Genomic DNA, 26,592 nt, shown 5'->3' with positions numbered 1-26,592 from the left:
CTCAGCTCATCAACGAATGATCAGAGGGGGCGACGTCCCACCACAGCGGGGCATCCGGGGCTGAGGCTCTGCGTACGCTAGCAGTGTCCACACAACCCCTCAAGTCGCTGTTTTTGTTATCTGGTAACCGCAATCCACCACCGATCGGTCTACGCCGGATGCACGAATGCCGGCCAGCCGGCAGGCGGCGAGCACCGCGGCGCGAACGATGACCGTCGGACAGTACAGCTCCTTGCCGCACCACAGTGGAGGGTGCTCCCGCGCAGCGGATTCGTGCAGGTAGGCGTGCCCGCGCGCCACCGCGTCGTCGACCCGGGGCACCGCCGTCGGCACCGTCAACAGCACCTGGAGGGCGTACGCGGTCTCCTCGGCGGTGCCGCCCCACCGCCCCCACGAACCGTCCGCGCGCTGGCTGTTCAACACCCAACCGGCCGCCCGATCCACCGCCTCGGCGGCAGCCGCGCCCCGCCCGAACTCGGCGAGTGCCAGCACGCAGCAGGCGGTGGCGTAGTACGGCGAGGCGTGCCACCTGTCCTGCCAGGCACCGTCGGCGCGTTGACGCCCGGTCAACACCGCGCTCAGCCGGTCGACCGCCCGGTGGTAGCGACCGTCGGCGTCCGGGTACCGGCTCACGTACTGACCGAAGGCGTTCAGCACGTGGGCGTTCGTGGTGACCGAGAAACCGTCCTCCCCCGGCCAGGTGCAGAAGCCGTCGGCCGTCTCGTACGCCCACAGGCTGGCCGGGTCCGCCGGACGGCCGAGCCGGGCCAACGCGTCGAGTGACACCGCTGTGGTGTCCGCGTCGGTCGGCAGGCCGTCGCCGGTGGCGATGCCCTGGCCGGTGGTGGCTGCGGTCAGGCTCTCCAGAACGTCAGCCGGCGGGTCGATCGTGATCCCGGCCCGGCTCAGGCCACTCAGCACCCAGGCCCGCTCGAAGACGGTGATCGGTGCCGGGCAGGGCACCGGGCCGCCTCCGTCGCGGATCAACGCCCGCAGGAAGGCGTACGCGGCGGGGCCGGCAGCCGGGCCGGCCAGGCTCAGCCAGGCCGCGGTCGCGGCGGGTGAAGCGCCGACCGCGGTGAGGGTGGGGCCGGCGTCGGAGGGTGCCGCGTCCAGGATCTCGTAGAAGTGGGCCAACTTCGGCGGCAGAGCCGCTCCGGCGACCACCGCGGACCGCACCGCGCGCAGCCGGTCCCGGTTCAGCCCGGCCGGAAGCGGCAGTGGCGCGCAGGCCAGCCGGTCGGCGGTGGCTCGTTCCAGCCCGGCGAGCCGACCATTGATCGTGTCGACCAGCGCCGGAACGATGAGGTCCAGCGCGGGGGTGTCCGGCAGGTTCCGGGCGTCCGTGCGGAGCAGTGTGTCGACGAGCGCGCCGAGCCCACGGGCCACCGGGGCGAGCAGCTTGGTCCCGGCCCTGCCGTCGGACAACACCGCGAGCAGCGCGTCGGTGGCGCTCAGCGTCGGCACCAGGGCGTACCCCTCGGGAGGGCCCCACGCCCCGTCCGGGCGCTGGCTGCGCACCAGGAACGCGATCCGCTGGTGGTGCCCGGTCAGCCAGGGGGCGACGGCGACCAGCCGCCCGGTCTCGTACACGGACGCGGCGACCTGCCCCCACGGCCGCAGGCGAAGGCCGGCGACCAGCTCGCGGGCTGCGGCGGCAACCGGTTCGGTGGTCGTCGCCGCGTCGGCGAGGAGACGGGTGCCACAGTCACTCATCGCGCACTCCCCAGAAGTCCGACAGTTGGTAGAAGCCGCCGGTGAAGGAGATCTGTCGGTTGAGGTAGTCCGCCTGACGGGGGCACCGCTCGGCGAGGGCGGCCAGGTCACCCCGGGAGCGGGCGGTCAGCTCGGCCAGCCGGTCGTGCACCTGCGCCGGGTCGTCGACGAGCGAGAGGGCGTTCAGGTCACCCCACTCGGCGTCACGTGTCTGTGTGGCGAGGTCGTTGACCAGCCGCAGCACCCGCTGCACGCCGCGTCCGGCGTCCAGCAGATCGGCCAACTGGGCGAGTGTCCGGTCGTCTCCGGTCGCGATCCAGTGGGTGACGTTGACGAAGGAGCTACCGGTGTTGTCGGCGTTCTCCAGGTAGCGGTCCAGGTCCGGCAGGCGTCGCCCGGTGGTCGGGTCGGTAGGCAGGTTCTTCCAGTCCCACTCACGGGCCATGGCGGCGAGCATCCGGGCCAGCTCGTCGCGCCAGATCGGGCGCAGCCGGGCGAACGCCGGCACGGTCGCCAGCTCGTCACGCAGATCGGCCAGCAGTCGGGCCAGGTGCCGCCCCGGTGGTGGCGGCCCGCCGTCGACCACCGCCAGGCAGGCATTCACCACCTCGCGGACGTCGTCCACGGACCGGGCGAGGTAGTCGACCTGCCAGTCGGCCGCGAAGACCCAGAGGACGGTACGGGTGGTGATCCGCAGTTCGGCGACGCTGTGCCAGGGCGCGACGAAGGCAACCGCTGTGGCAACCGAACTCAGCAGTGCCGGGTCGAACGGCGCGGCGTCGAACAGCTCGGGATGGGCGGCGGTGACGGTCTGGAGGTCGCGTACGCCCCGCAGTGCGAGTGCGCACACCCGACCCTGCTCGGCGACTGCGTCCTGACCGGCCCGCGCCGGTCGCGGGGCCTCCGTCACGACGCGGCCGGGCGCTCGACCGGGGTGAGGATGAGCTCGGCCCGTTGCTTGGGTTGCAGCGAGGCGCCCATCCGGGGGGTGAGGTCCACCGGTTCGCGCAGTCGAAAACGGTAGCGGCTCAGCACGGTGCTGACGATGAGCTGGGCCTCCAACAGGAACAGGTACTGACCGAGGCACTGGTGCGGGCCCCCGCCGAACGGGAAGTAGGAGTAGCGGTAACGCCGCCGGGGCAGCTCCGGCGCGAACCGCTCCGGGTCGAAGAGTGTCGGGTCGGTCCAGAAGGTCGACATCCGCTGGGTCACGTACGGGCTGACCAGCACGGTGCCGCCGGCCTTGACCCGCACCCCGCCCAGCACGTCGTCGCCGACCGCGGTGCGCGGGATCATCCAGCCGGCCGGGTAGAGCCGCAGCATCTCGTCGAGCACCATCCGGCCGTAGCGCAGTTGGGGCAGGTGCTCGCGTCCGACCCGTTCGGCGCCGACCACCCGCTCGATCTCGTCGGTCATCCGCTCGGCCACGTCGGGCCGGGACCCGAGCACCGGCCAGAGCCAGGAGAGCAGGGCGATCGTGGTCTCGGTGGCGGTGGAGAACATCGCGACCACGTCGCCGCGGATGGCGTACTCGTCGGGTTCGCTGCCGTCGGCGCGCGGCCGGCAGAGCGTGGAGATGATGTCCTCGCCGTCGGTGGGATGGGACCGGGCCGCCCGGATGATCGGCAGCACCACCTCGTCGATGGTGCGCACCGCCTCGCGGAAGCGCCGGTCGCCGGGCATCGGTACCGCGTACGGCACGACGGGCATCAGCAGTCGGGGGAGCATCGCGGTAGTGAGGGTGTCCAGTGCGGCGCTGATCCGCAGCGCGTCGGGCACCGAGATCCGGTCGGCGAAGAGCACCCGCATTGTGGTGCGCAGGACGATCCGGGTCAGTTCGGCTCCCCCGTCGATCGGGCGACCGGCGCGGGCCGGTTCGAGCCACTCGTCGACCGCCTCGTTGATCGCCTCGGCCATCCTGTCGACGAGCATCTCGGCCCGCTTGGCGGTGAACAACGGTTGCAGCGCGCCTCGGCTGGATTCCCAGATCTCACCCTCGGCGACCAGGATGGCGTCACCGACGATTCGACGTACGGGCCGCCAGAGCAACCCGTCGCCGTCGCGGGTGTAGTTGGCAACGTTGTCCCGCAGAATGCGTTGCAGGTGCTCAGGGTGGCTGACCAGATAGGGGCGGAACGAGCCGAGGTTGAGCCGGACGACGTCACCGCCGGCGTCCTGCGCGAAGTCGACGAGTGCGCCCAGCGGATCGCGGGCCAGTGCCGGGAGAACGCGTCGTAACGGGATCGTCCGGGGCTCGGCGCTGACGGTGACGGGGCCCGCTTCGGACACCTGCGACATCGAACCACGTCTCCTCGTCGTCCCGACGACCGCGAGAGTCCACTTCGGTCGGTCAGGTTGATGAAACTTTCACCTTATGGGCCGCCGGAAGCATCTCACCAAATGGGGGGCACCTCCAGACTTGCGTACAGCGCAATTTCCATCTAAGCGCACGCACAGCCGTCGATGTTCTACGTCGAGCAAATCCAGAATGGATATTCAGGAGTGGCACCCGCCGGGTGGCCGATCAAGCCACCACCACGGCGGGCGGAGGCGGCCGCATCCGGCCGGCCGGGCTGCCACCTCTCCGCCAGGGCGACGGAGGGCGGGCCGATGCGGGTCGGTGATCCGGGACGCACCGGTACCCCCGAATCCGGGCGACGCCCGGCACCCTGTGCCAGGCTCTGTGGCATGGACGACAAGACCATCCTGAACCGGATCTCCGAGCTGGTCGACGAGGAACACAAGCTGCGTGCCGACGCCCAGGCCCACGAGTCGGGCACCGAGGGCGAGGCCAGCGAGCGGCTGCGCGCCCTGGAGGAGTCCCTCGACCAGTGCTGGGACCTGCTACGCCGCCGACGGGCCGCCCGGGAGACCCACGGCGACCCGGACGCCCAGGGCGAACGCCCCAAGCCCGAGGTGGAGCGCTACCTGCAATAGCCGACGTGGCGGGGCGGGCGGTGCGGCCGCCCGACCCGCTCCGATCAGCGCAGGCCCGCCTCGTGCAGCAGCTCTCCGGTCAACATGCCCGGGTCCACCAGCTCGGCGGAGAGACCCCGGGCCGCGAACCAGGCGCCGACCACCCGCACATCGCGGGCCAGGAACTCCGGCCCCTGTGGGTTCGCCACCACGTCGACCACCTGCGGCAGGTCGATCACGACCAGTCGACCCTGGTGCACGAGCAGGTTGTACGGCGACAGGTCGCCATGCGCGTAGCCGGCCCGCGCCAGCACCCGCAGCGCCTCCACCAGTTGGGCCCACAGGTCACGCAGCTCGGTCGGGCCAGGTCGCAACTGGGCCAGTCGGGGTGCCGCCTCCCCCGACTCGGCGTCACCGACGAACTCCAGCATCAGCTCGGTGCCCCGCAACTGCACCGGGTACGGCACGGCGATCCGGTCGTGCCCGGCGCCGATCTCCCAGAGCCGGCTCAGCGCAGCGAACTCGGCTGCCGCCCACTGCCCGGCGATCATCTGCCGGCCGAACGCCGTCCGGCTGGCCATCGCCCGGTTCTCCCGGGACCGGCGCACCCGACGGCCCTCCAGGTAGCCGGCATCGCGGTGGAACAACCGGTGCTCGGGATCGCGGTAGCGTTTCACCGCTAGCAGACAGGACCGGTCGGTGTCCGGCACAGCCCGACGGACCAGGTGGACGTCCGCCTCCTTGCCGGTCTTCAACACACCCAGCTCGGTGTCCTTGGCGGCCAACTCGGTGACCAGCCAGGCGGGGTGGGGCTGCGGCCCGTGCACGGCGTCGTCCCAGGACGACCAGCGCTCGCCGGTGTCCGGGTCAGGTTCGCTGTCCGGGTCTGCGAGCGGCTCGGTGGGCCGCCCGCGCTTCAGAAACTGCTGTTCGTCGTCGTCGAAGCGGCTCTTGCCGCGGCTCCGGCGCTCAAGCGCCGGAAGGTCATGATCGCGCACTGTGGTGAGGTTCCCTTGGTCGAGGCTGAGATAGGCAGCTGGAAGAAGCGACCTGCAAAGACGGCCATGACCCGCCTCCTCTCCTCGACCGGGCACACGCCCGGGATGCACCATGCGCGGACAATGCTCGTACGACCACGTCGGCCGGTCAACCGAATTACCGAGCCGCCACCCGAACGACCGCTCGGACGCCCGGCCGGCAGCGCGGAACCCTCAGCGGGCCAGGACGGTGGCGACCGCGGCGATCAACCCGTCCACGGTGCGGCTCGGCGCGAACCGGACGTCCGACCAGGTGCGCCCCCGGTGCAGCCAGACGCTGGGCAGCCCGACGGCGGCGGCCCCGCCGATGTCCGCCTCCGGGCTGTCGCCGATCACCCACGCCCCCCGCAGCGGCATCCGGACCCGCTGGGCGGCGAGCGCGAAGATTCTCGGGTTGGGCTTGCTGACGCCGGCCTCCTCGGAGATCACCCAGTCCGCGACGTACTGGTCCAGCCCGGTCTGGCGAATCTTGGCGTCCTCGACGCGTACGGTGCCGTTGCAGACCACCACCGGCACCCAGCCGGCGTCGTCGGCGATCCGCAGCGCGCAGGCGGTCAGCGGGTCGAGCCGGGTCTGCGCCACCACCCCGTCGTGCAGCTCCTCGACCAGGTCGATCGAGGGAATCCGCAGCTCGTAGCGGTCCCGGATGGCGTCGGCGAGGTCCCAGCGGTCGGTCAGACCGTCGGCGTCGATCGAGATCAGCCAGTCGATGTCGGTGTGGGGCGCGCCGATGCTGTCCAGGAAGCGCTCACCCCAGCGGCGGAACGGCCCGGCCCGATCCAGCAGGGTGTTGTCCAGGTCCAGCAGGAGCAGTGGCACTCGGGCACCCTACGGGACCGACGTGTCCGTTAACAGATGCGGCGGCTATCGAGCTGACGAAGGGCTCAGCCAGGCATCGACAGCCGGGCACCGCCCTGGTCCGGCAGCCGATCGAGAAGCATCGAGTGGGCCGTCCGGGTAGTCGCGAGCACTGCGGGGTCCAGCGTCGCCACGAGCACCGCCGTGCCGTCGTCCGCCCCGCCAGCCAGCACCCGCCCCTCGGGGTCGTAGATGGCCGCACCGCCGTTGAACCGCCACGGATCTGCCCCTCCGACCGCGTTGGCGAAGACCACGAACATCGTGTTGTCCAGGGCACGTGCGGCGTAGTAGAGATCCCGGCGGTGCTCGGAGCCGGCCAGGTATCCGCTGGGGCACAGGTAGGCGTGCGCGCCGTCGAGGGCGGCGGCCCGGCCGTGCTCGGGGAAACAGCCGTCGTAGCAGATGCCGAGCCCGAGCCGCCAGTCGTCGACGAGCAGCGTGGCACCCCGGTCGCCGGGGCTGAACAGCTCCCGCTCGTCGCCCCACAACTGCTGCTTGTCGTACCCGACCCGCACCTCGCCGGTCCGGTCGACCACCAGCGCCGCGATGGTCCGCCGGCCGTCGGGGTGCCGGACGGCCGCGCCGACCACCGCGGTGACGCCGGCCTCGCGCGCCGCGACGCGCAGCGGGTCGAGCCGGGGATCCGCGACCATCCCGGCCGGGTCGGCCGCGACGTCCGTGCCGGCCGGGTCGGCAGCGAGAACCGGCGGGTGGTACGCGCAGAGGAACAGCTCCGGTAGGACGGCCACCCGGGCGCCCCGCCTACCGGCCTCACGGACCAGGTCGGCGGCGATGACCGTGTTGCCGGCGACGTCGCCCGGTGTGGGGGTGGCCTGGATGGTGGCCACCGTCAGCGGGGAGTTGGGCAGAGTGTGGGGCTGGGTCACCGGGCGATGGTAGTCGGCAACATCCCAAGCCGTACGTACGGTTTGCGTGCCCCGGGGTGACCTGCGACGATCGACGTGTGCCCAGAGTAAGCCAGGACCAGCTCGACGCTCGCCGGCAGGAGATCCTCGCCGCGGCCCGGGCGTGTTTCGCCCGGCTCGGCTACGAGGGGGCGACAGTACGCCGCCTCGAGGAGGCCACCGGCCTGTCCCGTGGCGCGATCTTCCACCATTTCCGCGACAAGGACTCGCTCTTCCTCGCCGTCGCCGAGGACGACGCCGCGGTCATGGTCGAGACGGTGGCCCGCAACGGTCTGGTGCAGGTGATGCGCGACCTCCTCGCTCGCGCCGTCTCGCCGGACACCACCGGCTGGCTGGGCAGCCAACTGGAGGTCTCCCGTCGGCTGCGCACCGACCCGGCGTTCGCCAAGCGCTGGGCGGAGCGGTCCGCCGCGATCGCCGAGGCGACCCGGGACCGGCTGGCCCGCCAGCGCGACGCCGGGGTGCTGCGCGAGGACGTCCCGATCGACGTGCTGGCCCAGTTCCTGGAGCTGGCCTACGACGGCCTGGTGCTGCACCTGGCCATGGGCCGACCGGCCGGCGACCTGGGCCCGGTGCTCGACCTCGTCGAGGAGGCGGTCCGCCGGCACTGACCGCGCACACACCGGTCTGTCGACCGTGGCGAGGCTGCTCCACAATGGGGCCGCCGATCCCTCCGGTGACAGGAGCAGTCGATGACCGTCCACGCCGCGTCCGGCGACACCTGGGGCATCTCCGGCCCGACCTTCCTCCGCTACTACATCGCCGCGGCCATCCTGCTGGTGGCGATCGTGGCGTACCAGCGCTTACGTCTGGCGGTCGGGTCGAGCGGTGCCATGACCGCCGATCCCCTCGGACCCCAGCAGGTCGCGTACCTCAACGGTGGCCCCCAACTCGCGGTGCACGCGGCGCTCGGCGGGCTGCGCGGCAGCGGCGCGGTCGCCGTACGACCGGACCGCCGACTGACCACCGTCGGTGCCGCACCGACCGGGCTCACCCCACTGGACCAGGCCATCCACTGGGCAGCCCACCAGCACTCGCGGGTCCGGGACCTGCCCCAGGACGAGCGCGTACGCGTCGCGCTGCACCAGATCCGCAACGGCCTGGAGGAGCGCGGGCTGCTGACCAACGACGCGCAGCGCGCGCGGGCCCGCTTCTGGGCCACGCTCCTGATCGCCCTGCTGGGTCTCGGTGTGCTCCGGTTGGTCTCCGGCCTGTTCAGCGGCCGCCCGGTCGGCTACCTGCTGCTGACCCTGGTCGCTCTCCTGATCGTCACGCTGGTGCTGCGTCGGGTCCCGATGCTCACCCGGGCCGGTCGGGCCGCCCTGCGTTCCGTCCGCCGCCAGCACACCCACCTCGCCCCCGCCTCCGCGCCGGCCTACGCCACCTACGGAGCGGCCGGCGCGGCGATGGGCGTGGCCCTGTACGGCACCGCCTCGCTCTGGGCGCTCGACCCTGGCTTCGCCGAGCAGGCCGAGATCCAGCGCCAGGCCGCCGCCGGCAGCGGCTGGTCCGGAGGGTCCGACGGATCCTCGGGCGGTGGTGACAGCTCCGGCTCGGACGGCGGAAGCTCCTGCGGCGGCGGCGGCGGCGGCGGCGGCGGCGGCGGCGGCGGCGGCGGAGGCGGGTGCGGCGGCGGGGGGTGCGGCGGATGACCGGCCCGTCCGGCGTCGGCATCGGCTGGCGGCCGGAGATCGCCGGTTTCGTGGCCGAGCTGCCCGGCCTACGCTTCGTGGAGGTGGTGGCCGAGGGGGTGCCCGCCTCCGGGCCGCTCCCGCCCGGCCTGACCCAGCTGCGGGACCGCGCGGTGACCGTCGTACCCCATGGGGTGCGGCTCTCTCTCGGCGGCGCCGAGCCGGTCGACCCGGCCCGGGTCGCGCACCTGGCCGCGGTGGCGCAACGCCTGGACGCCCCGCTGGTCAGCGAGCACATCGCGTTCGTCCGGGCCGGCGGCCTGGAGGCCGGTCACCTGCTGCCGCTGCCGCGCAGCCGGGAAGCCGTCGACGTGGTCTGCGCCAACGTGGCCCGGGCACAGGCCGAGCTTCCGGTGCCGATCGCGCTGGAACCGATCGCCGCGCTTGTCGACTGGCCCGACGACGAGCTGACCGAGGCGGACTTCCTCACCGAGATCCTCGACCGGACCGGAGCACTGCTGCTGCTGGACGTGGCAAACGTGCACGCCAACGCCCGCAACCGGGGTGCCGACCCGCTGGCGTTGCTGGACCGCCTGCCGCTGGAACGGGTCGCGTACGCCCACGTGGCTGGCGGCGCGGAACACGGCGGTTTCTACCACGACACCCACACCGACCCGGTGCCGACAGCGGTGCTGGAGCTTCTCGGCGCGCTCTGCGCCCGACGGCGACCGCCGGCCCTGCTGCTGGAGCGCGACGGCCACTACCCGCCGGCCGTCGAACTCCGCGCCGAACTGGACGCTCTGGCCGCCGCCGCGGGCTTTCCGGCCGTGACATGACGGGCACACCAGAGGGCGGCAGCGCGCCGACGCCCCGCGCCGGGCTGGCCGAACGGCAGGCCGAACTTGTCGCGGCGCTGGTCGCCGGGGGTGAGCCACCGGCGGGGTTCGCGCCGGGCCCGCTGGCCGCCACCCGCGCGGCCCTGCTGCGCAAACGGGCCGGCGAGGTGGCCCGGCACTGGCCACTGCTCGCCGCAGGTCTCGGTGCCCGCTGGTCGGCCACCTTCGCCGAGTGGGCCGCCCGGCGACCCACCGCCGGATCGCTGCGCGACGGTTGGGACCTGGCCCGGGCGCTGCGCGCCCAGCAGGCGCTCCCCCCGGCCGCCGCCGAGGAGTTGGCCGTCCGGGAGGCACGCCTGCGCTACGACGGGCTTCGAGCGCCGCGCCCGCGCCGGGCGCCAGCGGTGGGCCGCGCCGGCGGCGCCGTCGCGCTGCAGATCGCCGGCCGGGTACGCCTGCTGCGCCCCGCCCCACGGCTGTCCACCCGTGCTGGCGACGGTGTACCGGATGCGGCAGGATCGGAGTTATGGATCTCGGACTGACCGACCGCGTGTACGTCCTCACCGGCGCCTCCCGCGGTCTGGGTTACGCGACCGCACAGAGCCTGGTCGCCGACGGTGCGCGGGTGGTGCTCTCGGCCCGCGACCCGGACGCGGTGGCCGCCGCCGCGCAGCAGCTTGGCGGCCCGGAGCACGCCATCGGGCTGACCGCGGACCTGACCCACCCGGAGACCCCGGGGCAGCTCGTCGCCGCCGCTCAGGAACACTTCGGCCGGCTCGACGGCGCGCTGATCTCGGTCGGTGGACCACCGCCGGGCAACGCCGCAGCGGTCACCGACGAGCAGTGGCGGCTGTCCTTCGAGACCGTCTTCCTGGGCACCATCCGCGCCGTACGCACTGTCGCCAACGCCCTGCCCGAGGGCGGCGCGATCGGGTTGGTGCTCTCCACCTCGGCGCGTGGCCCGGTGCCCGGTCTCGGCATCTCCAACGGTCTGCGGCCCGGCCTGGTCGGGGCCGCCAAGGACATCGCCGACGACTACGGTCCGCGTGGGGTCCGGGTGGTCGGGCTGTTGCCCGGCCGGATCATGACCGACCGCAACCGGGAACTGTTCGGAGCGACCGGTGACCCGGAGCGGGCCCGCGCCGAGGCGGAGGCCGGCATCCCGCTGCGCCGCGTCGGCGACCCCGCCGAGTTCGGCCGGGTGGCCGCGTTCGTGCTCTCCCCCGCCGCGAGCTACCTCACCGGAATCACAGTGCCGGTCGACGGCGGCGCGCTGCGCGGGCTGTGACAGCCGAGCGGGCCCGACCCGCCCGCACGGTGACGCCGCCAGAGCCTGCCCCACACGACCACCCGGCCGTCGATCGACTCGACATCACGGAGGCCGGGCTGTCGACGCGACCAGGACATGCCGACGTCCAGGAACCCGAGTCGATCGAGGCGCGGCGTTCCGGCCCGACCCGGCCCACCCGCGCGGACCTCGCGGCAGCCGCGGACCGGACGATTCCCGACGTCCTCGCTCCCGGCCTGGCGGTGCTCTTCGTCGGCATCAACCCGGGCCTGTGGTCGGCGGCGACGGGCTGGCACTTCGCTCGCCCCGGCAACCGGTTCTGGCCGGCGCTGCACCGGGGCGGGTTCACCCCCCGGCTGCTGCACCCCAGCGAACAGGACGAACTGCCAGCGCTCGGGCTCGGTATCACCAACATGGCCGCCCGGGCCAGTGCCCGCGCGGACGAGCTGAGCACCGAGGAACTCCTCGACGGCGCGGCGATCCTGACCGACAAGGTGGCCCGGTACCGGCCGCGCTGGGTTGCAGTGGTGGGGGTGACCGCGTACCGGATCGGTTTCCAGCGGCCCAAGGCCGCCTTCGGGCCGCAACCGGAGACACTGGCCGACGCGCGGCTGTGGGTGCTACCCAACCCCAGCGGCCTGAACGCGCACTTCACCCCGGTCACCCTGGGCCTGGCGTTCGCCGAGTTGCGGGCAGCGACCGAGCTACCAGCCCTCTGATCGACGACGTCAGTTGGCGGCGGCCGGTGGCAGCACCTCGTCGGCGCGGTAGGTGCCCAGCGGCATGACCACCGGCTCGGCACCGGTCGCGTCGACGAACGGGGTGGGCGAGTCGGCGACCGCGAACTGGGTGCGGTACAGCTCGGCGTAGAGCCCACCAACGGCCACCAACTCGTCGTGCCGTCCCCGCTCGACGACCCGTCCGCCGTCCAGGACGAGGATCTGGTCTGCGTCGCGCACCGTGGAGAGCCGGTGCGCGATCACCAGCGCGGTCCGCCCGGCCAAAGCCACCGACAGCGCCCGCTGCACCGCCGCCTCGCTCTCCGAGTCAAGGTGAGCGGTCGCCTCGTCGAGGATCACGATCGACGGCGCCTTGAGCAGCAGCCGCGCGATCGCGATGCGCTGCTTCTCGCCGCCGGAGAACCGGTAGCCGCGCTCCCCCACCGTGGTGTCCAGACCGTCGGGCAGCGCCCGAACCAGATCGGCCACCTGCGCCCCGGCCAGGGCGGCCCAGATCTCGTCGTCGGTGGCGTCCGGCTTGGCGTAGCGCAGATTCTCGGCGATCGTCTCGTGGAACAGGTGCGAATCCTGAGTGACCACACCGATCTCGTCGCGCAGCGAGGCGAGCGTCGCGTCACGCACGTCCACGCCGCCGACGAGCACCTGCCCGTCGCTGACGTCGTAGATCCGGGAGATGAGCATCGACAGTGTCGACTTGCCCGCCCCGGACGGGCCGACCAGCGCGACCATCTGCCCCGGCTCGACGCTGAACGAGACCCCCTTGAGCACCGGTTCGTTGACGGTCCGGTCGAGGGTGGCGACCTCCTCCAGGGAGGCGAGGGAGACCTCGGCGGCGCTCGGGTAGCGGAAACGCACGTCGCGGAAGTCGACCCGGCCGGCGCCCAGGGGCACCGGCACCGCGTCGGGCTTCTCCACGATGCCCGGCTTGAGGTCGAGCACCTCGAAGACCCGGTCGAAGGAGACCAGCGCGCTCATCACGTCCACCCGGACGTTGGAGAGCGCGGTGAGCGGTCCGTACAGGCGGGTGAGCAGCAGCGCGAGCGTCACCACGGTGCCGGCGCTGACGCCGCCGGTCACCGCGAGCCAGCCGCCGAGACCGTAGGTCAGCGCCTGCGCCAGCGAGGCGACCAGCAGCATCGCCACGAAGAAGGTGCGGGAATACATGGCGGACTGAATGCCGATGTCGCGGACCCGCTCGGCCCGGTCGCCGAACCGGCGGGCCTCGATCTCGGGCTGGCCGAAGAGCTTCACCAGCAGCGCGCCGGCCACCCCGAACCGCTCGGTCATCGTCGCGTTCATCTTGGCGTCGAGGTTGTACGCCTCGCGGGTGATCTCGGCCAGTCGCTTGCCGACCCGACGGGCCGGAATGATGAAGATCGGCAGCAGCACCAGTGACAGCGCGGTGATCTGCCAGGAGAGGGTGAACATCACCGCCGCGGTGAGGACCAACTGGATGACGTTGCTGACCACACCGGACAGGGTGGAGGTGAACGCCCGCTGGGCGCCGAGCACGTCGTTGTTGAGCCTGCTGACCAGGGCGCCGGTCTGGGTGCGGGTGAAGAACTGCAACGGCATCCGCTGCACGTGGTCGTAGACCCGGGTGCGCAGGTTGAAGATGATGCCCTCGCCGATGCGGGCGGAATACCACCGCTGGGCCAGCGACAGCAGCGCGTCGGCGACCGCAAGCGCGGCGATGAACAGGGCCAGCCGCACCACGAGCCGCCCGGCCTCGGTGCCGCCCTCGTTGATCGCGTTGATCACGTCGCCGGCGAGCACCGGAGTGGCCACGCCAATGATGGCGGCCAACACCACGGTGGCCAGGAAGACGATGATGTCGCGCCGGTAGGGGTGGGCGAAATCGACGATGCGGCGGGCCACCCCGCGCTTGAGCCGGTGGGAGGAGACCTCGTCGCGGTTACGCATCGACCGGAGCATGCTCCACCCGGCCATGCCACCGCCGGACATCGGGTTGGACATCGTTCACCTCCGGGTTGCCGGGCAGACCGCACCGTCAGGTCAATTCTCCCGACGAGTGTGACAACCTCGGTCGTAACCCGGATCTTCCCGTGCGGTCCTTACCTATTCTCCAGTGCCGGCGAGGTCACGCAGCCGACGGGTCTGTGCCTCCCGCTCGGCGCGCTGCTGGTCGGCGTGCGACCGCCCGGCGGCGCCGGCGAGCAGCGCCTTGATCTCGACCACCGCATCGCGGGCCCCGGAGAGCAGGCCGGCGGTCAAATCCCGCACCGCGCCGTCCAACTCGGCCGGGGGTACGACCAGGGTGGCCAGCCCGATCCGGTCCGCCTCGGCGGCGTCCAACCGGCGGCCTGTCGCACAGATCTCCAACGCCCGCGAATAGCCGACAAGCTCGACGAGGCGTTTCGTCCCGGCCAGATCCGGCACCAGGCCGAGGGTCACCTCGGCCATCGACAGCTTCGCGTCCGCGGACAGCACTCGCAGGTCGCAGGCGAGCGCGAGCTGAAAGCCAGCACCGATCGCGTGGCCCTGCACGGCCGCGACAGAGACGACATCCGGCCGGTGCAGCCAGGTGAAACCGGCCTGGAACTCCGCGATGCGCTCGGCGCACTCCTGCTCGGGCAGCGTGGCCAGCTCAGCGAACGACCCCGGACCGGAGGCGCCCGCCACCGCGAGATCGAGGCCGGCCGAGAACGCGCGGCCCTCACCGCGGACCACCACCACCCGCACGTCGCCGGGCAGGTCGCGGGAAAAGTCGCTCATCGCTCGCCACATCGCGGGCGTCTGGGCATTGAGCACGTCGGGCCGGCACAACGTCACCGTGGCGACCGGCCCGTCGCAAGTCAGCCGAACCCCGGTCGCCTCGGCGGTCACCGGACTTCCCGGGGCGCGGCGCTGGTGGACGACGCTGAGGGGCGGGTCACGCCTTCTTGCGGCGTCGGGCGCCACCGCGCTGACGCAGCTGCACGCCGGACTCGGTGAGCACTCGATGGATGAACCCGTAGGAACGGCCGGTCGAGGCCGCCAACGCGCGGATGCTCTCCCCCGAGGTGTACCGCTTTACCAGGTCCTTGGCGAGCGTCTGACGCTCGGCTCCGACGATCCGGCGACCCTTCTCAGTGCTGGTGGCTGTGCCAGTGGCTGCCATGCTGTGTCCTCACGTCCCAGACTGTGCGGTTCGGATACGGTCCCACCTATTAGACCGCCTCGAACGATCATGCGCCAGATATCAACTCTTCGCCAACCGACACGCTATGCAATGTCAGCTTCCCGATAGAGTGATCCTGGCGATGCGGCCCGCCGCGGCGTCCGGGCGTACCACCCGCCGGCGCTGGTTGCTGCCGACAAGCCGTAACCTGCCGTCGTGATCGACCTGCTCAGCACGGCGGCCGGAGCGGCAGTGGTCTTCGCCGCGACCGACATCGACGACATCGTCATCCTGACCCTGTTCTTCGTCGCGGCCCGCACCACCGGTCGGCCCCGCCCGTGGCAGATTGTCGCCGGCCAATACGTCGGTATCGGTGCGCTCGCGCTGGCGAGCGCGGTGGTGGCCGCCGGGCTGCTCGTGGTGCCGGACCCGTGGACGGGGCTTCTCGGCCTGTTGCCGATCGCGCTGGGCGTACGCGCGCTGCGTCACTCCGACGAGGACGTGACCCCCACTGTCGTCACTGGAGCGCTCGGCGTGGCCGGCGTGACGATCGCGAACGGCGCCGACAACGTGGCCGTCTACGTACCCGTCTTCCGAGCCCTCGGCGCAGCCGACAGCGCGGTGTTCCTGCTGGTCTTCGTGCTGCTCATCGCGCTGTGGTGTGCCGTCGGCGCGTGGCTGGGAGGGCACCCACGGGTGGTCCGGCTGGTCGAACGCGCCGGACACTGGCTGGTGCCGACGATCTTCATCGGCATCGGCGTGGTGATCCTGGTCAGCTCCGGCGTGGTCGGCCGGCTGGTGGACCTGCTCGGTTGAGGCCCGGCCAGAAGCTTGGTCAGGCCAGCTCGACAAGTTCGAGCAGGTCGTCGCTCCAGGCGTCCTCGTCGCCGTCGGGCAGCAGGATGGCCCGGTCCGGCTTGAGCGCCAGCACCGCACCCGGGTCGTGGGTGACCAGGACGATCGCGCCCGGGTAGTTGGCGATGGCGTCGAGGACCTGCTCCCGGCTGACCGGGTCGAGGTTGTTCGTCGGCTCGTCGAGCAACAGCACGTTGGCGCCGGAACAGACCAGGGTGGACAGCGCCAGCCGGGTCTTCTCGCCGCCGGAGAGCACCCCGGCCGGCTTGTTCACGTCGTCGCCGGAGAACAGGAACGCGCCGAGAATCTTGCGCAGGTCGGTGTCGGACTGCTCGACCGCGGCGGCGCGCATGTTCTCCAGAACCGTCCGCTCCACGTCCAGCGTCTCGTGCTCCTGGGCGTAGTAGCCCAGCCGCAGGCCGTGCCCCGCGTGCACCTCACCGGTGTCCGGGTTGAGCAGCCCGCCGAGCATCCGCAGCAGGGTCGTCTTACCGGCGCCGTTGAGCCCGAGGATGGCCACCCGGGAGCCCCGGTCCACCGCCACGTTGACGTCGGTGAAGATCTCCAGCGAGCCGTACGACTTGGAGAGACCGGTCGCCGTCAGCGGGGTCTTGCCGCACGGCGCGGGGTTGGGGAAACGCACCTTGGCCACCCGGTCGGCGACCCGCACCTCCTCCAGGCCGGAGATCAGCTTCTCGGCACGGCGGGCCATGTTCTGCGCGGCCACGGTCTTGGTGGCCTTGGCCCGCATCTTGTCGGCCTGCGCCATCAGCGCGCCGGCCTTCTTCTCCGCGTTGGCCCGTTCCCGGCGGCGGCGTCGCTCGTCGGTCTCGCGCGCCTCCAGGTACGCCTTCCAGCCCAGGTTGTAGACGTCGATGACCGACCGGGTGGCGTCGAGGAACCAGACCTTGTTGACCACCGACTCCAGCAGCGCGCCGTCGTGGGAGATCACGATCAGGCCGCCCTTGTGGTTGGCGAGGAAGCCCCGCAACCAGGTGATCGAGTCGGCGTCGAGGTGGTTGGTGGGCTCGTCGAGCAGCAGGATACCGCCGCCGTTCTCGCCCGCGTCGCGGAACAGGATCCGGGCCAGCTCGATGCGGCGCCGCTGACCACCGGAGAGGGTGCCGATGGTCTGCGCGAGCGCCCGGTCCGGTAGGCCGAGGTTGGCGCAGATCCGCGCGGCCTCGGCCTCGGCCGCGTACCCGCCGAGGGCGGCGAACTGGTCCTCCAGCGCGCCGTACCGACGGACCAGCTTGTCGGTGGCGTCCTCGGCGAGGCGGGCCTCGATCTCCTGCATCTGGGACATCAGCACGTCCAGGCCGCGCGCGGAGAGCACCCGGTCGCGGCCGGTGACCTCCAGGTCACCCGTGCGCGGGTCCTGCGGCAGGTAACCGATGGCGCTGCGCTGGTCGATCTGGCCGCCGTACGGCTGCCCCTCGCCGGCGAGCACCTTCAGCGTGGTGGTCTTGCCGGCGCCGTTGCGACCGACCAGGCCGATCCGGTCACCGGGCTGCACGCGCAGGGTGGTGTCGGACAGCAGGATCCGGGAACCGGCACGCAGTTCCAGGCCGGTGACAGTGATCATGTTTGCGGGCTCGCTCTCGGGGTTCGGAAGGCTGACTCGGGGCACGCGAAACGGCCGGCGGGCTCAAGAGGCCCGACGGCGCGGGGCGGTTCAGCCTTCGCAGCGCAGCACCTGACAAGTGTACCGGGCGCGCCCGGAGCTCCTGCCCGGATTACCAATCAAGATCATCGGGTACCGGAACGCCTGTCCGGACCCCGTCCGGCACTCGATGGACGAAACGGCACACAAAAGACACTCACCGGCATACGGCGATCGGGGTCACCATGGAACTCAACGAGCGGGCCGAAATCGACACCTCGCAGGTCAACGACGTGGGCCGCGGTGGTGGAGGCGGCGGAGGCGGCCTCGGCATCCCGATCCCCGGCGGCGGCGGTCGGGGCGGCATCATCGGCATCGTGGTGGCGGTGCTCGTCGCGCTGCTCGGCGGCGGCTTCGGCCTCAACGCCATGACGAACGGCGACGAGGGCGGTCAGGCCGGTGGCACCGACCTGGAGCAGTTGTGCTCCCGCGACAACCCCGAACGTCTCGACGACGCGCGCTGCCGCAACGCGCTCTACGTCAACAGCATCCAGGCCTACTGGCAGAAGGCGTACCCGGAGTTGGGCAAGGGAGAGTACGAGCAGACCGACACCAACTTCTTCCAGGCCGCCGTCAACACCGGCTGCGGGCAGGCCGACTCGGGCGTCGGCCCGTTCTACTGCCCCGCCGACAAGCAGGTCTACATCGACCTGAGCTTCTACGACGAGTTGGCGTCCCGGTTCGGGGCGAAGGGCGAGTTCGCCCAGCCGTACGTGCTTGCCCACGAGTACGGACACCACGTCCAGAACCTCCTCGGCACCAACGCGAAGGCCGGCCAGGGCGACCAGAGCGGCCCCCGCTCCGCCTCCGTACGGCTGGAGTTGCAGGCCGACTGCTACGCCGGTGCCTGGGCCAAGCACGCCACCGAGAGCAAGGACAAGACCGGTCAGGAACCGCTGTTCAAGTCCATCACCCAGACCGACATCAGCGAGGCGGTGCAGGCCGCCGAGGCGATCGGCGACGACAGCATCCAGGAGCGCTCCGGCGGGCGGGTCAACCCCGACCAGTTCACCCACGGCACGTCCGAGCAGCGCAAGCGTTGGTTCACCCAGGGCTACGACCGTGGCGACCCGAAGACCTGCGACACCTTCGGTACCGACCAGCTCTGACACCCGCTCCGAAGTCGTGGCAGGCCCCCGGTGGGCCTGCCACGATTGTCATTCCGGCCGAAGCTCCGGGGTCAGGTGAGCCGCGAGACCTGGTAGTGGCCGATGAGCCAGTCGTCGTCGACCCGCCGCAGGAGCACTCCGAGGTTGACGGTCAGTGCCGGCCGGTCGGTGAAGCCGAACTCCACCTCCAGGTAGCCGAGGACCACGTCGTCGGCGAGACGGCGGATCTCCCGGATGTCGTACGCGGCGGTCAGGCCGAGCGGCTGTCCGGCGTAGTACGCGGCGACGCCGGCAGGACCGACCGTGTACGGCTGCAACCCCTGGAAGATCGCGTCGTCGGTGAAGCACGCCGCGACCCGATCGGGCTCGTGGGCGTCGACAGCCGATCTCCACCGGTCGAGGACGGTACGCAGAATCTGAGCGTCGGACATGATGATCTCCCTGCTGACGGACGTGTCCCGTGGCGTGCCTGTCGAGGCGGCGTGCCCTCGCCGGCTCAGCGAGGCGGCTGACCCGGGTCGTTCGGGTGCGGCGTCAACGGCGTCACGGTCTCGCGCCGCCAGGCGCGCAGCGGCATCGACGCGAGCACGGCTTCCAGCTCATCGGCGTCGTCGGCCTGGAACAGCCCCCACGTACGCCACTCCCCCGGTGCCAGCGGCGGCCGCCACAGCCGCAGGAGACTGCCCTGGGCCGTCAGCTCGGCCGAACGCGCGGCCTCTCGCGCACGCATGTCGGCGACGCCGTCCTCCGACGTCCCCTGCGGCACCGTCGTCACCATGTCAACCAGAAACTCCACGCGCCCATCCTCCAGCCGCCGGCCGGACAGCACGCCGCGAACCCCGTTTTGGGTGGCGACCGTCTCCCCTCCGACGCCGCTCGTGCAGGCCTCCTACGCCGCTCGTGCAGGCCTCTGACGCCGCCGGCGCGGGCCTCCGACGCCGCAATGGCGGGCCGAGGTCAGTCGGGGTCGCGCACCAGGATCCGTACCGCCCGGGCCGCACCCACCGCCGCGACCAGCACCGCGTGCCGGGGCTCCGGCACGTCGAGCAGCCGCTCCGCCCGCAACGGCACGAGCGGGGCCAACCGCCGGTCGGTCAGCACACCGTCCACCGCCCGCCGGTCACCGCCGCAGACCAACGCGGCGAGCGTCGCCACCTCCGGCAACAGCAGCCGTACGGCCAGGTCCGCCGCGTCGCCCAGCGCCGCCTTCGCCTGGTTGTCACGCCGTCGGGCGAACCGGTGCTGCGACCATCCGCCCGCAGCGGTGCGCCCCTGCACGTAGCGGGTGTCCACCTTGGAGACGACGAGGTCGCCGCCCTCGGCCACCCCGAGCGCCACCGCGCCCTTGCGCGCCAACAGCAGGCCGATCCGGCGGGGCATGACAGCGGAGGCCACGAACCCGGCCACATCCGCGCCGGCCGGCGCACCCGGCGGGGCGTGCAGCTCGGCGGTTGCCCCGTCCGGGGCGGCGAGCAGTAGACCGTACTCCCTCGCGCTGGTGCTGGGCGGGCCGTGCCGGTCGGCGAAGCCCTCGACCCAGCGGCCGACGCGGGCCGGGTCGACCTCGACCCACCGGCCTCCGCCGGCTGCGGGTCGACTGGTCATCGCCCGACCGTACGGCACAGCGAACCCGTCCGGGCCCCCGGGCGGCCCGTGTGCCCGGCCAGGAACACGCCCGGCGACATCGCGGACCCGGCGCGGTCGGGCGTCGTCCGGGTGGCTGAGCCGCCCGTGAACCTGGTCTGGCTCGGCCTGGACCCAGCCACCTCCTGCGGGGTCGGCCGCCGCGCCGGATGGTCGCCGTGGCCGTTCAGCCTGGCAGTAGCGCGGCCACCGCCAACGCGGCGATGAGCGCGCTGGAGACCAGGCCGGTGACCAGCCGGCCACGCGACCCGGTCAGCGCCCGGCCGACCACGGTGCCACCGCCGGCGATGACCAGTTGCCAGCTCGCCGACGCCAGGAACACCCCGGCCACGAAGAGGGCCATCGGGACCACGCCCGAGTCGGCAGTGTCCCGGCGGCCGAGCACCAGGGCGGTGAAGTAGAGCACCGTCATCGGGTTCAGCAGGGTCAACCCGAGCAGCGCCGCGTAGGCCCGCCCCGGAGTGCTCATGCCCCCACCGTCGCGTGCCGTCGGCGGTCGCCGCGAGCGGTGCGCGGACCACGTCCGCCACAGGCCGTGCCCGGCGAGGCCCAGCAGCACCACGGCGGCGACCACCCGCAGGGGCCCGGCGACCGGCGCGATGATCCCGGCCAGGCCCGCGCCGCCGAGCACGGCCACCACCGCGTAGAGCCCGTCGGCCGTCGCCACCGCGAGCGCCGCGGCGGCACCCACCCGAAACGACGTACGGGCGCTGAGCCCCAGGATCAGAATCGCGATCGCGCCGACGGGAATGGCGACGCCGTAGCCGGCCACGAGACCAGCGAGGAACGCGCCGCTCACGACGGCGGGCGCGGGATCGAGGCGGGCCGGGGCAGGCTGCGCTGTCGACGCACGGCAGTGGCCGCACGGACAGGAACCTGCTTCGGGTACGCCTCAGTCACACGCGCATCCTCCGCGCCGGACCCGCGCCCCCGCCACCGATATTCCGCCGCGCCTCGCGCGCCTCGCGCGCCCGCGCCCCGCGCCCCGCGCCCCGCGCCCCGCGCCCCGCGCCCCGCGCCCCGCGCCCCGCGCCCCGCGCCCGGCGCCCGGCGCCCAAGATCCGCGCAACACCCCCGATGTTGCTGCCTCCGACACGCCGGAGACCGCAACATCCCTGATCCTGCGCAGATCTTGACGACGAACGCCGCCTCTTTGGAGATCGGAACCCCGGGTTTGGCGCCCCCGGCCACCAAGATCGCACTCGAACCAGGATGTAGTGGCCTCGGCGACGCACCGAGGCCACTACATCGAGGATCAAGCGCGATCTTGGGGTGTTCTGGGATCGGCCGAGGGAGCAGAGCCGAACCTCAGGCGGTCAGTCGGGGGTCGCGAGCTGGTCGCCGACCGCGCGCTGAAGCACCTGGGTGACGTTCCACCGCTCGCAGGGGGTGGGCCGCTCCCAGGCGTCGGCCGGAACTCCCTCGACTGCCGTCCGAAGCGCCGCGTGCGCCTTTTCGAGCACGGTCCGCCACTGCCCCGCCGCCATCCCGCTCATTGTTCTGCCCTCTCCGCCGGCTTCCAGCGAGCTGACCCACCCACTGTCGGAGCGGAATATTCCGCCCCGCTTGATGATTTCAGACCAGCGGACCGGAATGATCCGTTCCACTACTTTCGGAGGTGGTCTGGAAACGCGTCGAGCGCGGCACCCGGACGGGTACCGCGCTCGACGAAGTGGGATCGGTCAGACGTTGAAGCCGAGGGAGCGAAGCTGGTCCCGACCCTCGTCAGTGATCTTGTCCGGGCCCCACGGCGGGAGCCACACCCAGTTGATCCGGATGTCGTTGACCAGGCCACCGCCGGGGCCGGTGGTCAGCGCCTGCCGGGTCTGGTCCTCGATGACGTCGGTCAGCGGGCAGGCCGCCGAGGTGAGCGTCATGTCCAGGGTGGCGACGTTCTCGTCATCGACGTGGACGCCGTACACGAGGCCAAGGTCGACCACGTTGATGCCGAGCTCCGGGTCGACGACGTCCTTCATCGCCTCCTCGATGTCGGCGATCATGGCCTTGCTGACGCCGCCCGCAGGAGCGGCGGCGTCAGAGGTGCCGTCGGTCGTCGCGGCGTCGGTCTGCGGCACCACAGTGGTGTCACCGGCCTCCGGCGTCGCCTCAGTAGCAGCGATGTGCTCGCTCATGCCGTCCCTCCGCTTCGCTGCGTGATGCCGCAAGGCACCACTGTGTCATTCGCTCGCTGACGCTCGCTCACGCCTTCACCTCCGGGCTCACGCCCACACCGGCGCGTGCCGCGGCGTCCTTGAACGCCATCCACGGCAGCAGCGCGCACTTGACCCGGGCGGGGTAACGGGCCACACCCGCGAAAGCAACCCCGTCACCGAGCACGTCCTCGTCCGGCGTGACCTGGCCACGTCCGGACATCAACTCCACGAACGCCTCGTGCACCTCGAATGCTTCCCCGGCGCCCCGACCACGCAGCAACTCGTGCAGCACACTCGCCGACGCCTGGCTGATCGAGCAGCCCATCCCGTCGTACGAGATGTCGTGCAGCACGGTGCCGTCGGTGGCCACCCGGACGGTGACCTCGTCACCGCAGGTGGGGTTGACGTGGTGCGCCTCCGCGACCTGGTCGCCCGGGTCGTCGGCATCGCGCAGGCCACGCCCGTGCGGGCGCTTGTAGTGGTCCAGGATGATCTCCTGGTAGAGCTGGTCGAGCTGCATCAGTCGAACACCTTCCGTACCTGCTCCAGACCGGCCACCAGAGCGTCGATCTCCTCGGTGGTGGTGTAGAGGTAGAACGAGGCCCGGGTCATGGCGGGGACGCCGAACCGGCTGCACACCGGCTTGGCACAGTGGTGACCCACCCGCACCTGCACGCCGAGCGAGTCGAGCACCTGACCCACGTCGTGCGGGTGCACGTCGCCGAGCGCGAACGAGATGGTGCCGCCCCGGCCCACCGGCACTGTCGGGCCGAAGATCCGCAGGTCCGGCACCGAGCCGAAGGCGTCCAGCGCGTACGCCGTCAGCTCCTTCTCGTGCCACTGGATGGCCCGCATCCCGACGCCGGTCAGGTAGTCCACCGCCGCGCCCAACGCGACCGCCTCGGCGATCGGCGGGGTGCCGGCCTCGAACCGGGCCGGCGGGGCGGCGAACGTCGAGCGGCCCATGGTGACCGTCTCGATCATCGAGCCGCCACCCATCACCGGCGGCATGGCCGCCAGCAGCTCGGCCCGGCCCCAGAGCACACCGATGCCGGTCGGGCCGCACATCTTGTGGCCGGTGAACACGATGTAGTCGGCGTCCAGGTCGACCACGTCGAGGGGCAGGTGCGGCGCCGACTGCGAGCAGTCCAGCAGCAGCAGCGCGCCCACCTCGCGGACCCGAGCGGTGATCCGGGAGGTCGCGTTGACAGTGCCCAGGATGTTCGACACGTGCACCAACGAGACGATCTTCGTCCGTTCGGTGACCAGGTCCTCCAGGCCCGACTCGTCCAGCCGGCCCTGGTCGGTGACCGGGAACCAGCGCAGAGTCGCGCCGGTCCGCTCACAGAGCAGCTGCCACGGGACGATGTTCGAGTGGTGCTCCATCTCAGAGATCACCACCTCGTCGCCGGGACCGAGCCGGAACCGGGGGTCGGCGTCCGCGCGCAGCGAGGCGTTCGAGAAGGCGTACGCCACGATGTTGATCGCCTCGGTGGAGTTCTTGGTGAACACCACCTCGTCGACGCTCGGCGCGTTGATGAACGCGGCGACCTTCGCCCGCGCCCCCTCGTACGCTTCGGTGGCCTCGGTGCCCAGGGTGTGCACCGACCGCGACACGTTCGCGTTGTGCCGCGCGTAGTGCTCGTCGAGCACGTCGAGCACCTGGCGCGGTTTGTGGGAGGTGTTGGCGCTGTCGAGGTAGACCAGCGGATGCCCGTTGATCTCCCGGTCCAGGATCGGGAAATCGGCGCGCACCCGGGCCACGTCGAAACGCGGCACGTCGTCGTACTGCGGCATCCCCTCGGGGATCGCGATGCTGGTCATCTCGGCAGCGCCTCTTTCGCTCAGGCCTTGGCCGTGCCGGCCCCGGCGGCGTACCGCTCGTAGCCCTCGGCCTCGAGCTTGTCGGCCAGCTCCGGGCCGCCCTGCTCGACGATCCGGCCGGCCACGAAGACGTGCACGAAGTCCGGCTTGATGTAGCGCAGGATCCGCGTGTAGTGGGTGATCAGCAGCACGCCGGTGTCGCCGTTGTCGCGGACCCGGTTGACGCCCTCGCTGACCACGCGCAGCGCGTCCACGTCGAGGCCGGAGTCGGTCTCGTCGAGGATCGCGATCTTCGGCTTGAGCAGCTCCAGCTGGACGATCTCGTGCCGCTTCTTCTCACCACCGGAGAAGCCCTCGTTGACGTTGCGCTGGGCGAACGCCGGGTCCATCTGGAGACGCTCCATGGCGCCGCGCAGCTCGCCGCCCCAGGTACGGAGCTTCGGCGCCTCGCCGTCGATGGCGGTCTTCGCGGTCCGCAGGAAGTTCGCCACCGAGACGCCGGGCACCTCGACCGGGTACTGCATGGCCAGGAAGAGACCGGCGCGGGCGCGCTCGTCGACAGTCATCGCCAGCACGTCCTCGCCGTCGAGGGTCACCGTACCGCCGGTGATCTCGTACTTGGGGTGGCCGGCGATCGAGTACGCCAGGGTGGACTTGCCGGAACCGTTCGGGCCCATGATCGCGTGGGTCTCGCCCGACTTCACGGTCAGGTCGACGCCGGCCAGGATCGGCTTGAGCTCACCCTCGGGCAGCTTGACCGACACCTTCAGGTCGCGGATCTCCAGGGTGCTCATTATCGGGTCACTCCATTACTCGGCGTCAGGCTGAGGTAGATGTCGCCGTCGCGGACTTCGACGGGGTAGACGGGGACGGGTTCGGTGGCGGGCAGGCCGGTCGGCTCGCCGGTGCGCAGGTCGAAGCGCGAGCCGTGCAACCAGCACTCGAGCGTGCAGCCGTCGACCTCGCCCTCGGAGAGCGCGACAGCGGCGTGCGAGCACTCGTCGTACGCGGCGTAGAAGTTGCCGTCCTCGCCGTGCACCAGGGCGATCGGGGTGCCCTCGACGTCCGCGCGGATCGCGGTGCCCTTCGGCACGTCCTCGGTGGAGCAGAGCCGGATCATCAAGCGCCGGCCTTGGTCAGCCGGGCCTCGATCGCGTCGCCGAGGCTCTCCCGCAGCGACTCCACCGGGATCTTGTTGATCAGCTCGGCGAAGAAGCCACGGACCACCAGCCGGCGGGCCTCGCTCTCCGGGATGCCCCGGGCCATCAGGTAGAACAGCTGCTCGTCGTCGAAGCGGCCGGTCGCGCTGGCGTGACCGGCGCCGGCGATCTCGCCGGTCTCGATCTCCAGATTGGGTACGGAGTCCGCCCGCGCACCGTCGGTGAGCAGCAGGTTCCGGTTGATCTCGTACGTGTCGGTGCCGGTCGCCTCGGCCTGGATGAGCACGTCGCCCACCCAGACGGTGTGCGCGCTCTCGCCCTGCAGAGCGCCCCGGTAGCCGACGTAGCTCCGGCAGTCCGGCACGTTGTGGTCGACCAGCTGCCGGTGCTCCAGGTGCTGGCCGGAGTCGGCGAAGTAGACGCCGTACAGCTCGGCCTCGCCCCCGCGCCCGGTGTATTCCACGCTGGTGAACTGCCGGACCAGGTCGCCACCCAGGGAGACCTGGATGTGGATGGCCTTGGCGTCCCGACCCAACTTGATCTTCAGGTGCTGGGCCTGGACCGCGTCGTCGGCCCAGTCGGCGACAGTGACCAGCGTCAGCTTCGCGCCATCGGCCACGGCGACCTCGACGTTGTCGGCCAGGGTGGCCGACCCGACGTGCTCCAGCACCACTGTCGCCTCGGCGAACCGGCCCACCTCGACGAAGGTGTGACCGAACGCCGGCTGCTCGACGCCCTCGCCGACCACCCGCAGCCGTACCGCCTCGCCGAGCACCACGTCGGGGTCCACCCGCAGCAGCAGTGCGTCCGCGGCGGCACCGTAAGCCAACGCGCTGACCCGGTCGACCGGGATCAGCACGCTGCCGACGCGCTCGTCGTCACGGCCGACCCGGGTGATGGCGACACCCTCGGGCAGGTCGCCGTACTCGTGTCGGACCGCGCCGGTCGCGGCCGGCGCGTCGCCGGTAAGGCCGCGCAGGCGCTTGAGCGGGGTGAAGCGCCACTCCTCCTCCAGGCCGGTGAGGGCCGGGAAGTCGGCGACGTCGTACGAGCGCAGCGCCTGCGACTTGGTGCTGGGCGGCGGCGCGGAAGCCTGGGTAGTCATGTCTTCCTTG

At 71.8% G+C, this 26,592-nt stretch carries 30 protein-coding genes and 1 pseudogene; 9 read left to right on the top strand and 22 right to left on the bottom strand.

Annotated elements, in window-relative coordinates; all coding sequences use genetic code 11:
* Nucleotides 1-99 precede the first annotated feature (99 nt).
* Genes ABZU43_RS31250 through ABZU43_RS31240 form a run of 3 tightly spaced genes read right to left on the bottom strand, consistent with a single transcriptional unit; the run spans nucleotide 100 to nucleotide 3,960 of the window.
* On the bottom strand, nucleotides 100-1,716 hold the full coding sequence (locus ABZU43_RS31250) for a prenyltransferase/squalene oxidase repeat-containing protein (RefSeq protein ID WP_355009973.1): 1,617 nt from the start codon (nucleotides 1,714-1,716) through the stop codon (nucleotides 100-102).
* Nucleotides 1,709-2,626: a terpene synthase family protein gene (locus tag ABZU43_RS31245; protein ID WP_355009972.1), complete on the bottom strand. Its 918-nt coding sequence runs from the start codon at nucleotides 2,624-2,626 to the stop codon at nucleotides 1,709-1,711. Before ABZU43_RS31245 ends, ABZU43_RS31250 begins: the two co-directional genes overlap by 8 nt.
* Nucleotides 2,623-3,960, bottom strand: a complete 1,338-nt coding sequence (locus ABZU43_RS31240) for a cytochrome P450 (protein ID WP_355009986.1) — start codon at nucleotides 3,958-3,960, stop codon at nucleotides 2,623-2,625. The genes ABZU43_RS31245 and ABZU43_RS31240 overlap by 4 nt, the downstream gene beginning before the upstream one ends.
* 444 nt (nucleotides 3,961-4,404) lie before the next feature.
* Here ABZU43_RS31240 and ABZU43_RS31235 point away from each other — a divergent pair, with 444 nt between their 5' ends.
* On the top strand, nucleotides 4,405-4,653 hold the full coding sequence (locus ABZU43_RS31235; protein ID WP_091403743.1) for a DUF2630 family protein: 249 nt from the start codon (nucleotides 4,405-4,407) through the stop codon (nucleotides 4,651-4,653).
* 44 nt (nucleotides 4,654-4,697) lie between these two features.
* Here the strand turns inward: ABZU43_RS31235 and ABZU43_RS31230 are convergent, their stop codons facing one another.
* The 3 genes from ABZU43_RS31230 to ABZU43_RS31220 form a co-directional block, all read right to left on the bottom strand.
* Nucleotides 4,698-5,630 carry an RIO1 family regulatory kinase/ATPase gene (locus ABZU43_RS31230; protein WP_355009971.1) on the bottom strand — a complete coding sequence of 311 codons (933 nt, stop codon included), beginning with the start codon at nucleotides 5,628-5,630 and terminating at the stop codon, nucleotides 4,698-4,700.
* Between the two features lie 213 nt (nucleotides 5,631-5,843).
* The gene (locus tag ABZU43_RS31225) at nucleotides 5,844-6,488 is read right to left on the bottom strand and encodes an HAD family hydrolase (protein ID WP_091403736.1); all 645 of its coding nucleotides are present in this window, start codon (nucleotides 6,486-6,488) and stop codon (nucleotides 5,844-5,846) included.
* Between the two features lie 65 nt (nucleotides 6,489-6,553).
* Entirely contained in the window at nucleotides 6,554-7,414 is an 861-nt protein-coding gene (locus ABZU43_RS31220) for a carbon-nitrogen hydrolase family protein (RefSeq protein ID WP_355009970.1), read from the bottom strand.
* Nucleotides 7,415-7,491: 77 nt separating this feature from the next.
* Between ABZU43_RS31220 and ABZU43_RS31215 the strand changes: the two genes are divergently transcribed.
* Nucleotides 7,492-8,064: a helix-turn-helix domain-containing protein gene (locus tag ABZU43_RS31215; RefSeq protein WP_355009969.1), complete on the top strand. Its 573-nt coding sequence runs from the start codon at nucleotides 7,492-7,494 to the stop codon at nucleotides 8,062-8,064.
* On the opposite strand, the pseudogene ABZU43_RS31210 reads toward ABZU43_RS31215, so the two are convergent.
* A pseudogene (locus ABZU43_RS31210) lies at nucleotides 7,990-8,157 on the bottom strand (hypothetical protein); the annotation flags it as partial. The gene ABZU43_RS31215 and the pseudogene ABZU43_RS31210 sit on opposite strands and share 75 nt — an antisense overlap.
* Here ABZU43_RS31210 and ABZU43_RS31205 point away from each other — a divergent pair.
* The 5 genes from ABZU43_RS31205 (at nucleotide 8,146) to mug (ending at nucleotide 11,927) form a co-directional block, all read left to right on the top strand.
* Complete coding sequence (locus ABZU43_RS31205; RefSeq protein ID WP_355009968.1) at nucleotides 8,146-9,105, top strand: TIGR04222 domain-containing membrane protein; 960 nt, start codon at nucleotides 8,146-8,148, stop codon at nucleotides 9,103-9,105. The pseudogene ABZU43_RS31210 and the gene ABZU43_RS31205 overlap by 12 nt on opposite strands.
* The gene (locus tag ABZU43_RS31200; protein ID WP_355009967.1) at nucleotides 9,102-9,920 is read left to right on the top strand and encodes a DUF692 domain-containing protein; all 819 of its coding nucleotides are present in this window, start codon (nucleotides 9,102-9,104) and stop codon (nucleotides 9,918-9,920) included. The genes ABZU43_RS31205 and ABZU43_RS31200 overlap by 4 nt, the downstream gene beginning before the upstream one ends.
* The gene (locus ABZU43_RS31195; RefSeq protein WP_355009966.1) at nucleotides 9,917-10,462 is read left to right on the top strand and encodes a hypothetical protein; all 546 of its coding nucleotides are present in this window, start codon (nucleotides 9,917-9,919) and stop codon (nucleotides 10,460-10,462) included. The genes ABZU43_RS31200 and ABZU43_RS31195 overlap by 4 nt, the downstream gene beginning before the upstream one ends.
* Nucleotides 10,447-11,208: an SDR family oxidoreductase gene (locus tag ABZU43_RS31190; RefSeq protein ID WP_355009965.1), complete on the top strand. Its 762-nt coding sequence runs from the start codon at nucleotides 10,447-10,449 to the stop codon at nucleotides 11,206-11,208. Before ABZU43_RS31195 ends, ABZU43_RS31190 begins: the two co-directional genes overlap by 16 nt.
* Before the next feature lie 143 nt (nucleotides 11,209-11,351).
* Nucleotides 11,352-11,927 carry a G/U mismatch-specific DNA glycosylase gene (gene mug, locus ABZU43_RS31185; protein ID WP_355009985.1) on the top strand — a complete coding sequence of 192 codons (576 nt, stop codon included), beginning with the start codon at nucleotides 11,352-11,354 and terminating at the stop codon, nucleotides 11,925-11,927.
* 9 nt (nucleotides 11,928-11,936) lie between these two features.
* Here mug and ABZU43_RS31180 read toward each other — a convergent pair whose 3' ends face one another.
* The 3 genes from ABZU43_RS31180 to ABZU43_RS31170 all read right to left on the bottom strand — a co-directional run bounded on the left by ABZU43_RS31180 (nucleotide 11,937) and on the right by ABZU43_RS31170 (nucleotide 15,069).
* On the bottom strand, nucleotides 11,937-13,913 hold the full coding sequence (locus ABZU43_RS31180) for an ABC transporter ATP-binding protein (protein ID WP_355009984.1): 1,977 nt from the start codon (nucleotides 13,911-13,913) through the stop codon (nucleotides 11,937-11,939).
* A 114-nt stretch (nucleotides 13,914-14,027) separates the two neighbouring features.
* Entirely contained in the window at nucleotides 14,028-14,795 is a 768-nt protein-coding gene (locus tag ABZU43_RS31175) for an enoyl-CoA hydratase/isomerase family protein (protein ID WP_196924402.1), read from the bottom strand.
* A gap of 46 nt (nucleotides 14,796-14,841) precedes the next feature.
* Nucleotides 14,842-15,069 (bottom strand): helix-turn-helix domain-containing protein, encoded by a 228-nt coding sequence (locus ABZU43_RS31170; RefSeq protein WP_007462679.1) that lies wholly within the window; start codon nucleotides 15,067-15,069, stop codon nucleotides 14,842-14,844.
* 216 nt (nucleotides 15,070-15,285) lie between these two features.
* Here ABZU43_RS31170 and ABZU43_RS31165 point away from each other — a divergent pair, with 216 nt between their 5' ends.
* Entirely contained in the window at nucleotides 15,286-15,885 is a 600-nt protein-coding gene (locus ABZU43_RS31165) for a cadmium resistance transporter (RefSeq protein WP_355009964.1), read from the top strand.
* Nucleotides 15,886-15,904: 19 nt separating this feature from the next.
* Here ABZU43_RS31165 and ABZU43_RS31160 read toward each other — a convergent pair whose 3' ends face one another.
* Nucleotides 15,905-17,509 (bottom strand): ABC-F family ATP-binding cassette domain-containing protein, encoded by a 1,605-nt coding sequence (locus tag ABZU43_RS31160; RefSeq protein ID WP_355009963.1) that lies wholly within the window; start codon nucleotides 17,507-17,509, stop codon nucleotides 15,905-15,907.
* Nucleotides 17,510-17,772: 263 nt separating this feature from the next.
* On the opposite strand from ABZU43_RS31160, the gene ABZU43_RS31155 reads away from it, so the two are divergent.
* Nucleotides 17,773-18,696: a neutral zinc metallopeptidase gene (locus tag ABZU43_RS31155; protein ID WP_355009962.1), complete on the top strand. Its 924-nt coding sequence runs from the start codon at nucleotides 17,773-17,775 to the stop codon at nucleotides 18,694-18,696.
* 71 nt (nucleotides 18,697-18,767) lie between these two features.
* Here the strand turns inward: ABZU43_RS31155 and ABZU43_RS31150 are convergent, their stop codons facing one another.
* The 11 genes from ABZU43_RS31150 to sufD all read right to left on the bottom strand — a co-directional run bounded on the left by ABZU43_RS31150 (nucleotide 18,768) and on the right by sufD (nucleotide 26,582).
* Nucleotides 18,768-19,127, bottom strand: a complete 360-nt coding sequence (locus ABZU43_RS31150; RefSeq protein WP_355009961.1) for a hypothetical protein — start codon at nucleotides 19,125-19,127, stop codon at nucleotides 18,768-18,770.
* 65 nt (nucleotides 19,128-19,192) lie between these two features.
* On the bottom strand, nucleotides 19,193-19,492 hold the full coding sequence (locus ABZU43_RS31145) for a muconolactone Delta-isomerase family protein (protein ID WP_238682673.1): 300 nt from the start codon (nucleotides 19,490-19,492) through the stop codon (nucleotides 19,193-19,195).
* Nucleotides 19,493-19,653: 161 nt separating this feature from the next.
* Nucleotides 19,654-20,301 (bottom strand): acVLRF1 family peptidyl-tRNA hydrolase, encoded by a 648-nt coding sequence (locus tag ABZU43_RS31140; protein ID WP_355009960.1) that lies wholly within the window; start codon nucleotides 20,299-20,301, stop codon nucleotides 19,654-19,656.
* Nucleotides 20,302-20,506: 205 nt separating this feature from the next.
* Complete coding sequence (locus ABZU43_RS31135; protein ID WP_355009959.1) at nucleotides 20,507-21,139, bottom strand: LysE family transporter; 633 nt, start codon at nucleotides 21,137-21,139, stop codon at nucleotides 20,507-20,509.
* Between the two features lie 517 nt (nucleotides 21,140-21,656).
* The gene (locus ABZU43_RS31130; protein ID WP_355009958.1) at nucleotides 21,657-21,836 is read right to left on the bottom strand and encodes a maleylpyruvate isomerase N-terminal domain-containing protein; all 180 of its coding nucleotides are present in this window, start codon (nucleotides 21,834-21,836) and stop codon (nucleotides 21,657-21,659) included.
* Nucleotides 21,837-22,022: 186 nt separating this feature from the next.
* Complete coding sequence (locus tag ABZU43_RS31125) at nucleotides 22,023-22,472, bottom strand: metal-sulfur cluster assembly factor (RefSeq protein WP_355009957.1); 450 nt, start codon at nucleotides 22,470-22,472, stop codon at nucleotides 22,023-22,025.
* 67 nt (nucleotides 22,473-22,539) lie between these two features.
* Nucleotides 22,540-23,013 (bottom strand): Fe-S cluster assembly sulfur transfer protein SufU, encoded by a 474-nt coding sequence (gene sufU, locus ABZU43_RS31120; protein WP_091403700.1) that lies wholly within the window; start codon nucleotides 23,011-23,013, stop codon nucleotides 22,540-22,542.
* Complete coding sequence (locus ABZU43_RS31115) at nucleotides 23,013-24,317, bottom strand: cysteine desulfurase (protein ID WP_355009956.1); 1,305 nt, start codon at nucleotides 24,315-24,317, stop codon at nucleotides 23,013-23,015. The genes sufU and ABZU43_RS31115 overlap by 1 nt, the downstream gene beginning before the upstream one ends.
* 20 nt (nucleotides 24,318-24,337) lie before the next feature.
* On the bottom strand, nucleotides 24,338-25,111 hold the full coding sequence (gene sufC, locus ABZU43_RS31110; protein WP_112677399.1) for a Fe-S cluster assembly ATPase SufC: 774 nt from the start codon (nucleotides 25,109-25,111) through the stop codon (nucleotides 24,338-24,340).
* A complete protein-coding gene (locus tag ABZU43_RS31105) occupies nucleotides 25,111-25,437 on the bottom strand; it encodes a non-heme iron oxygenase ferredoxin subunit (protein WP_355009955.1) in 327 nt (108 codons plus the stop codon). Before ABZU43_RS31105 ends, sufC begins: the two co-directional genes overlap by 1 nt.
* Complete coding sequence (sufD, locus tag ABZU43_RS31100) at nucleotides 25,437-26,582, bottom strand: Fe-S cluster assembly protein SufD (protein ID WP_355009954.1); 1,146 nt, start codon at nucleotides 26,580-26,582, stop codon at nucleotides 25,437-25,439. The genes ABZU43_RS31105 and sufD overlap by 1 nt, the downstream gene beginning before the upstream one ends.
* Between the last annotated feature and the right edge of the window lie 10 nt (nucleotides 26,583-26,592).

Origin of the sequence: Micromonospora sp. NPDC005205 (assembly GCF_040608275.1) — a bacterium.
In the GTDB taxonomy this organism is placed as follows: Bacteria; Actinomycetota; Actinomycetes; order Mycobacteriales; family Micromonosporaceae; genus Micromonospora.
The sequence above is the reverse complement of the archived record's forward strand: the minus strand, read 5'-3'. Positions and strand labels throughout refer to the sequence as shown.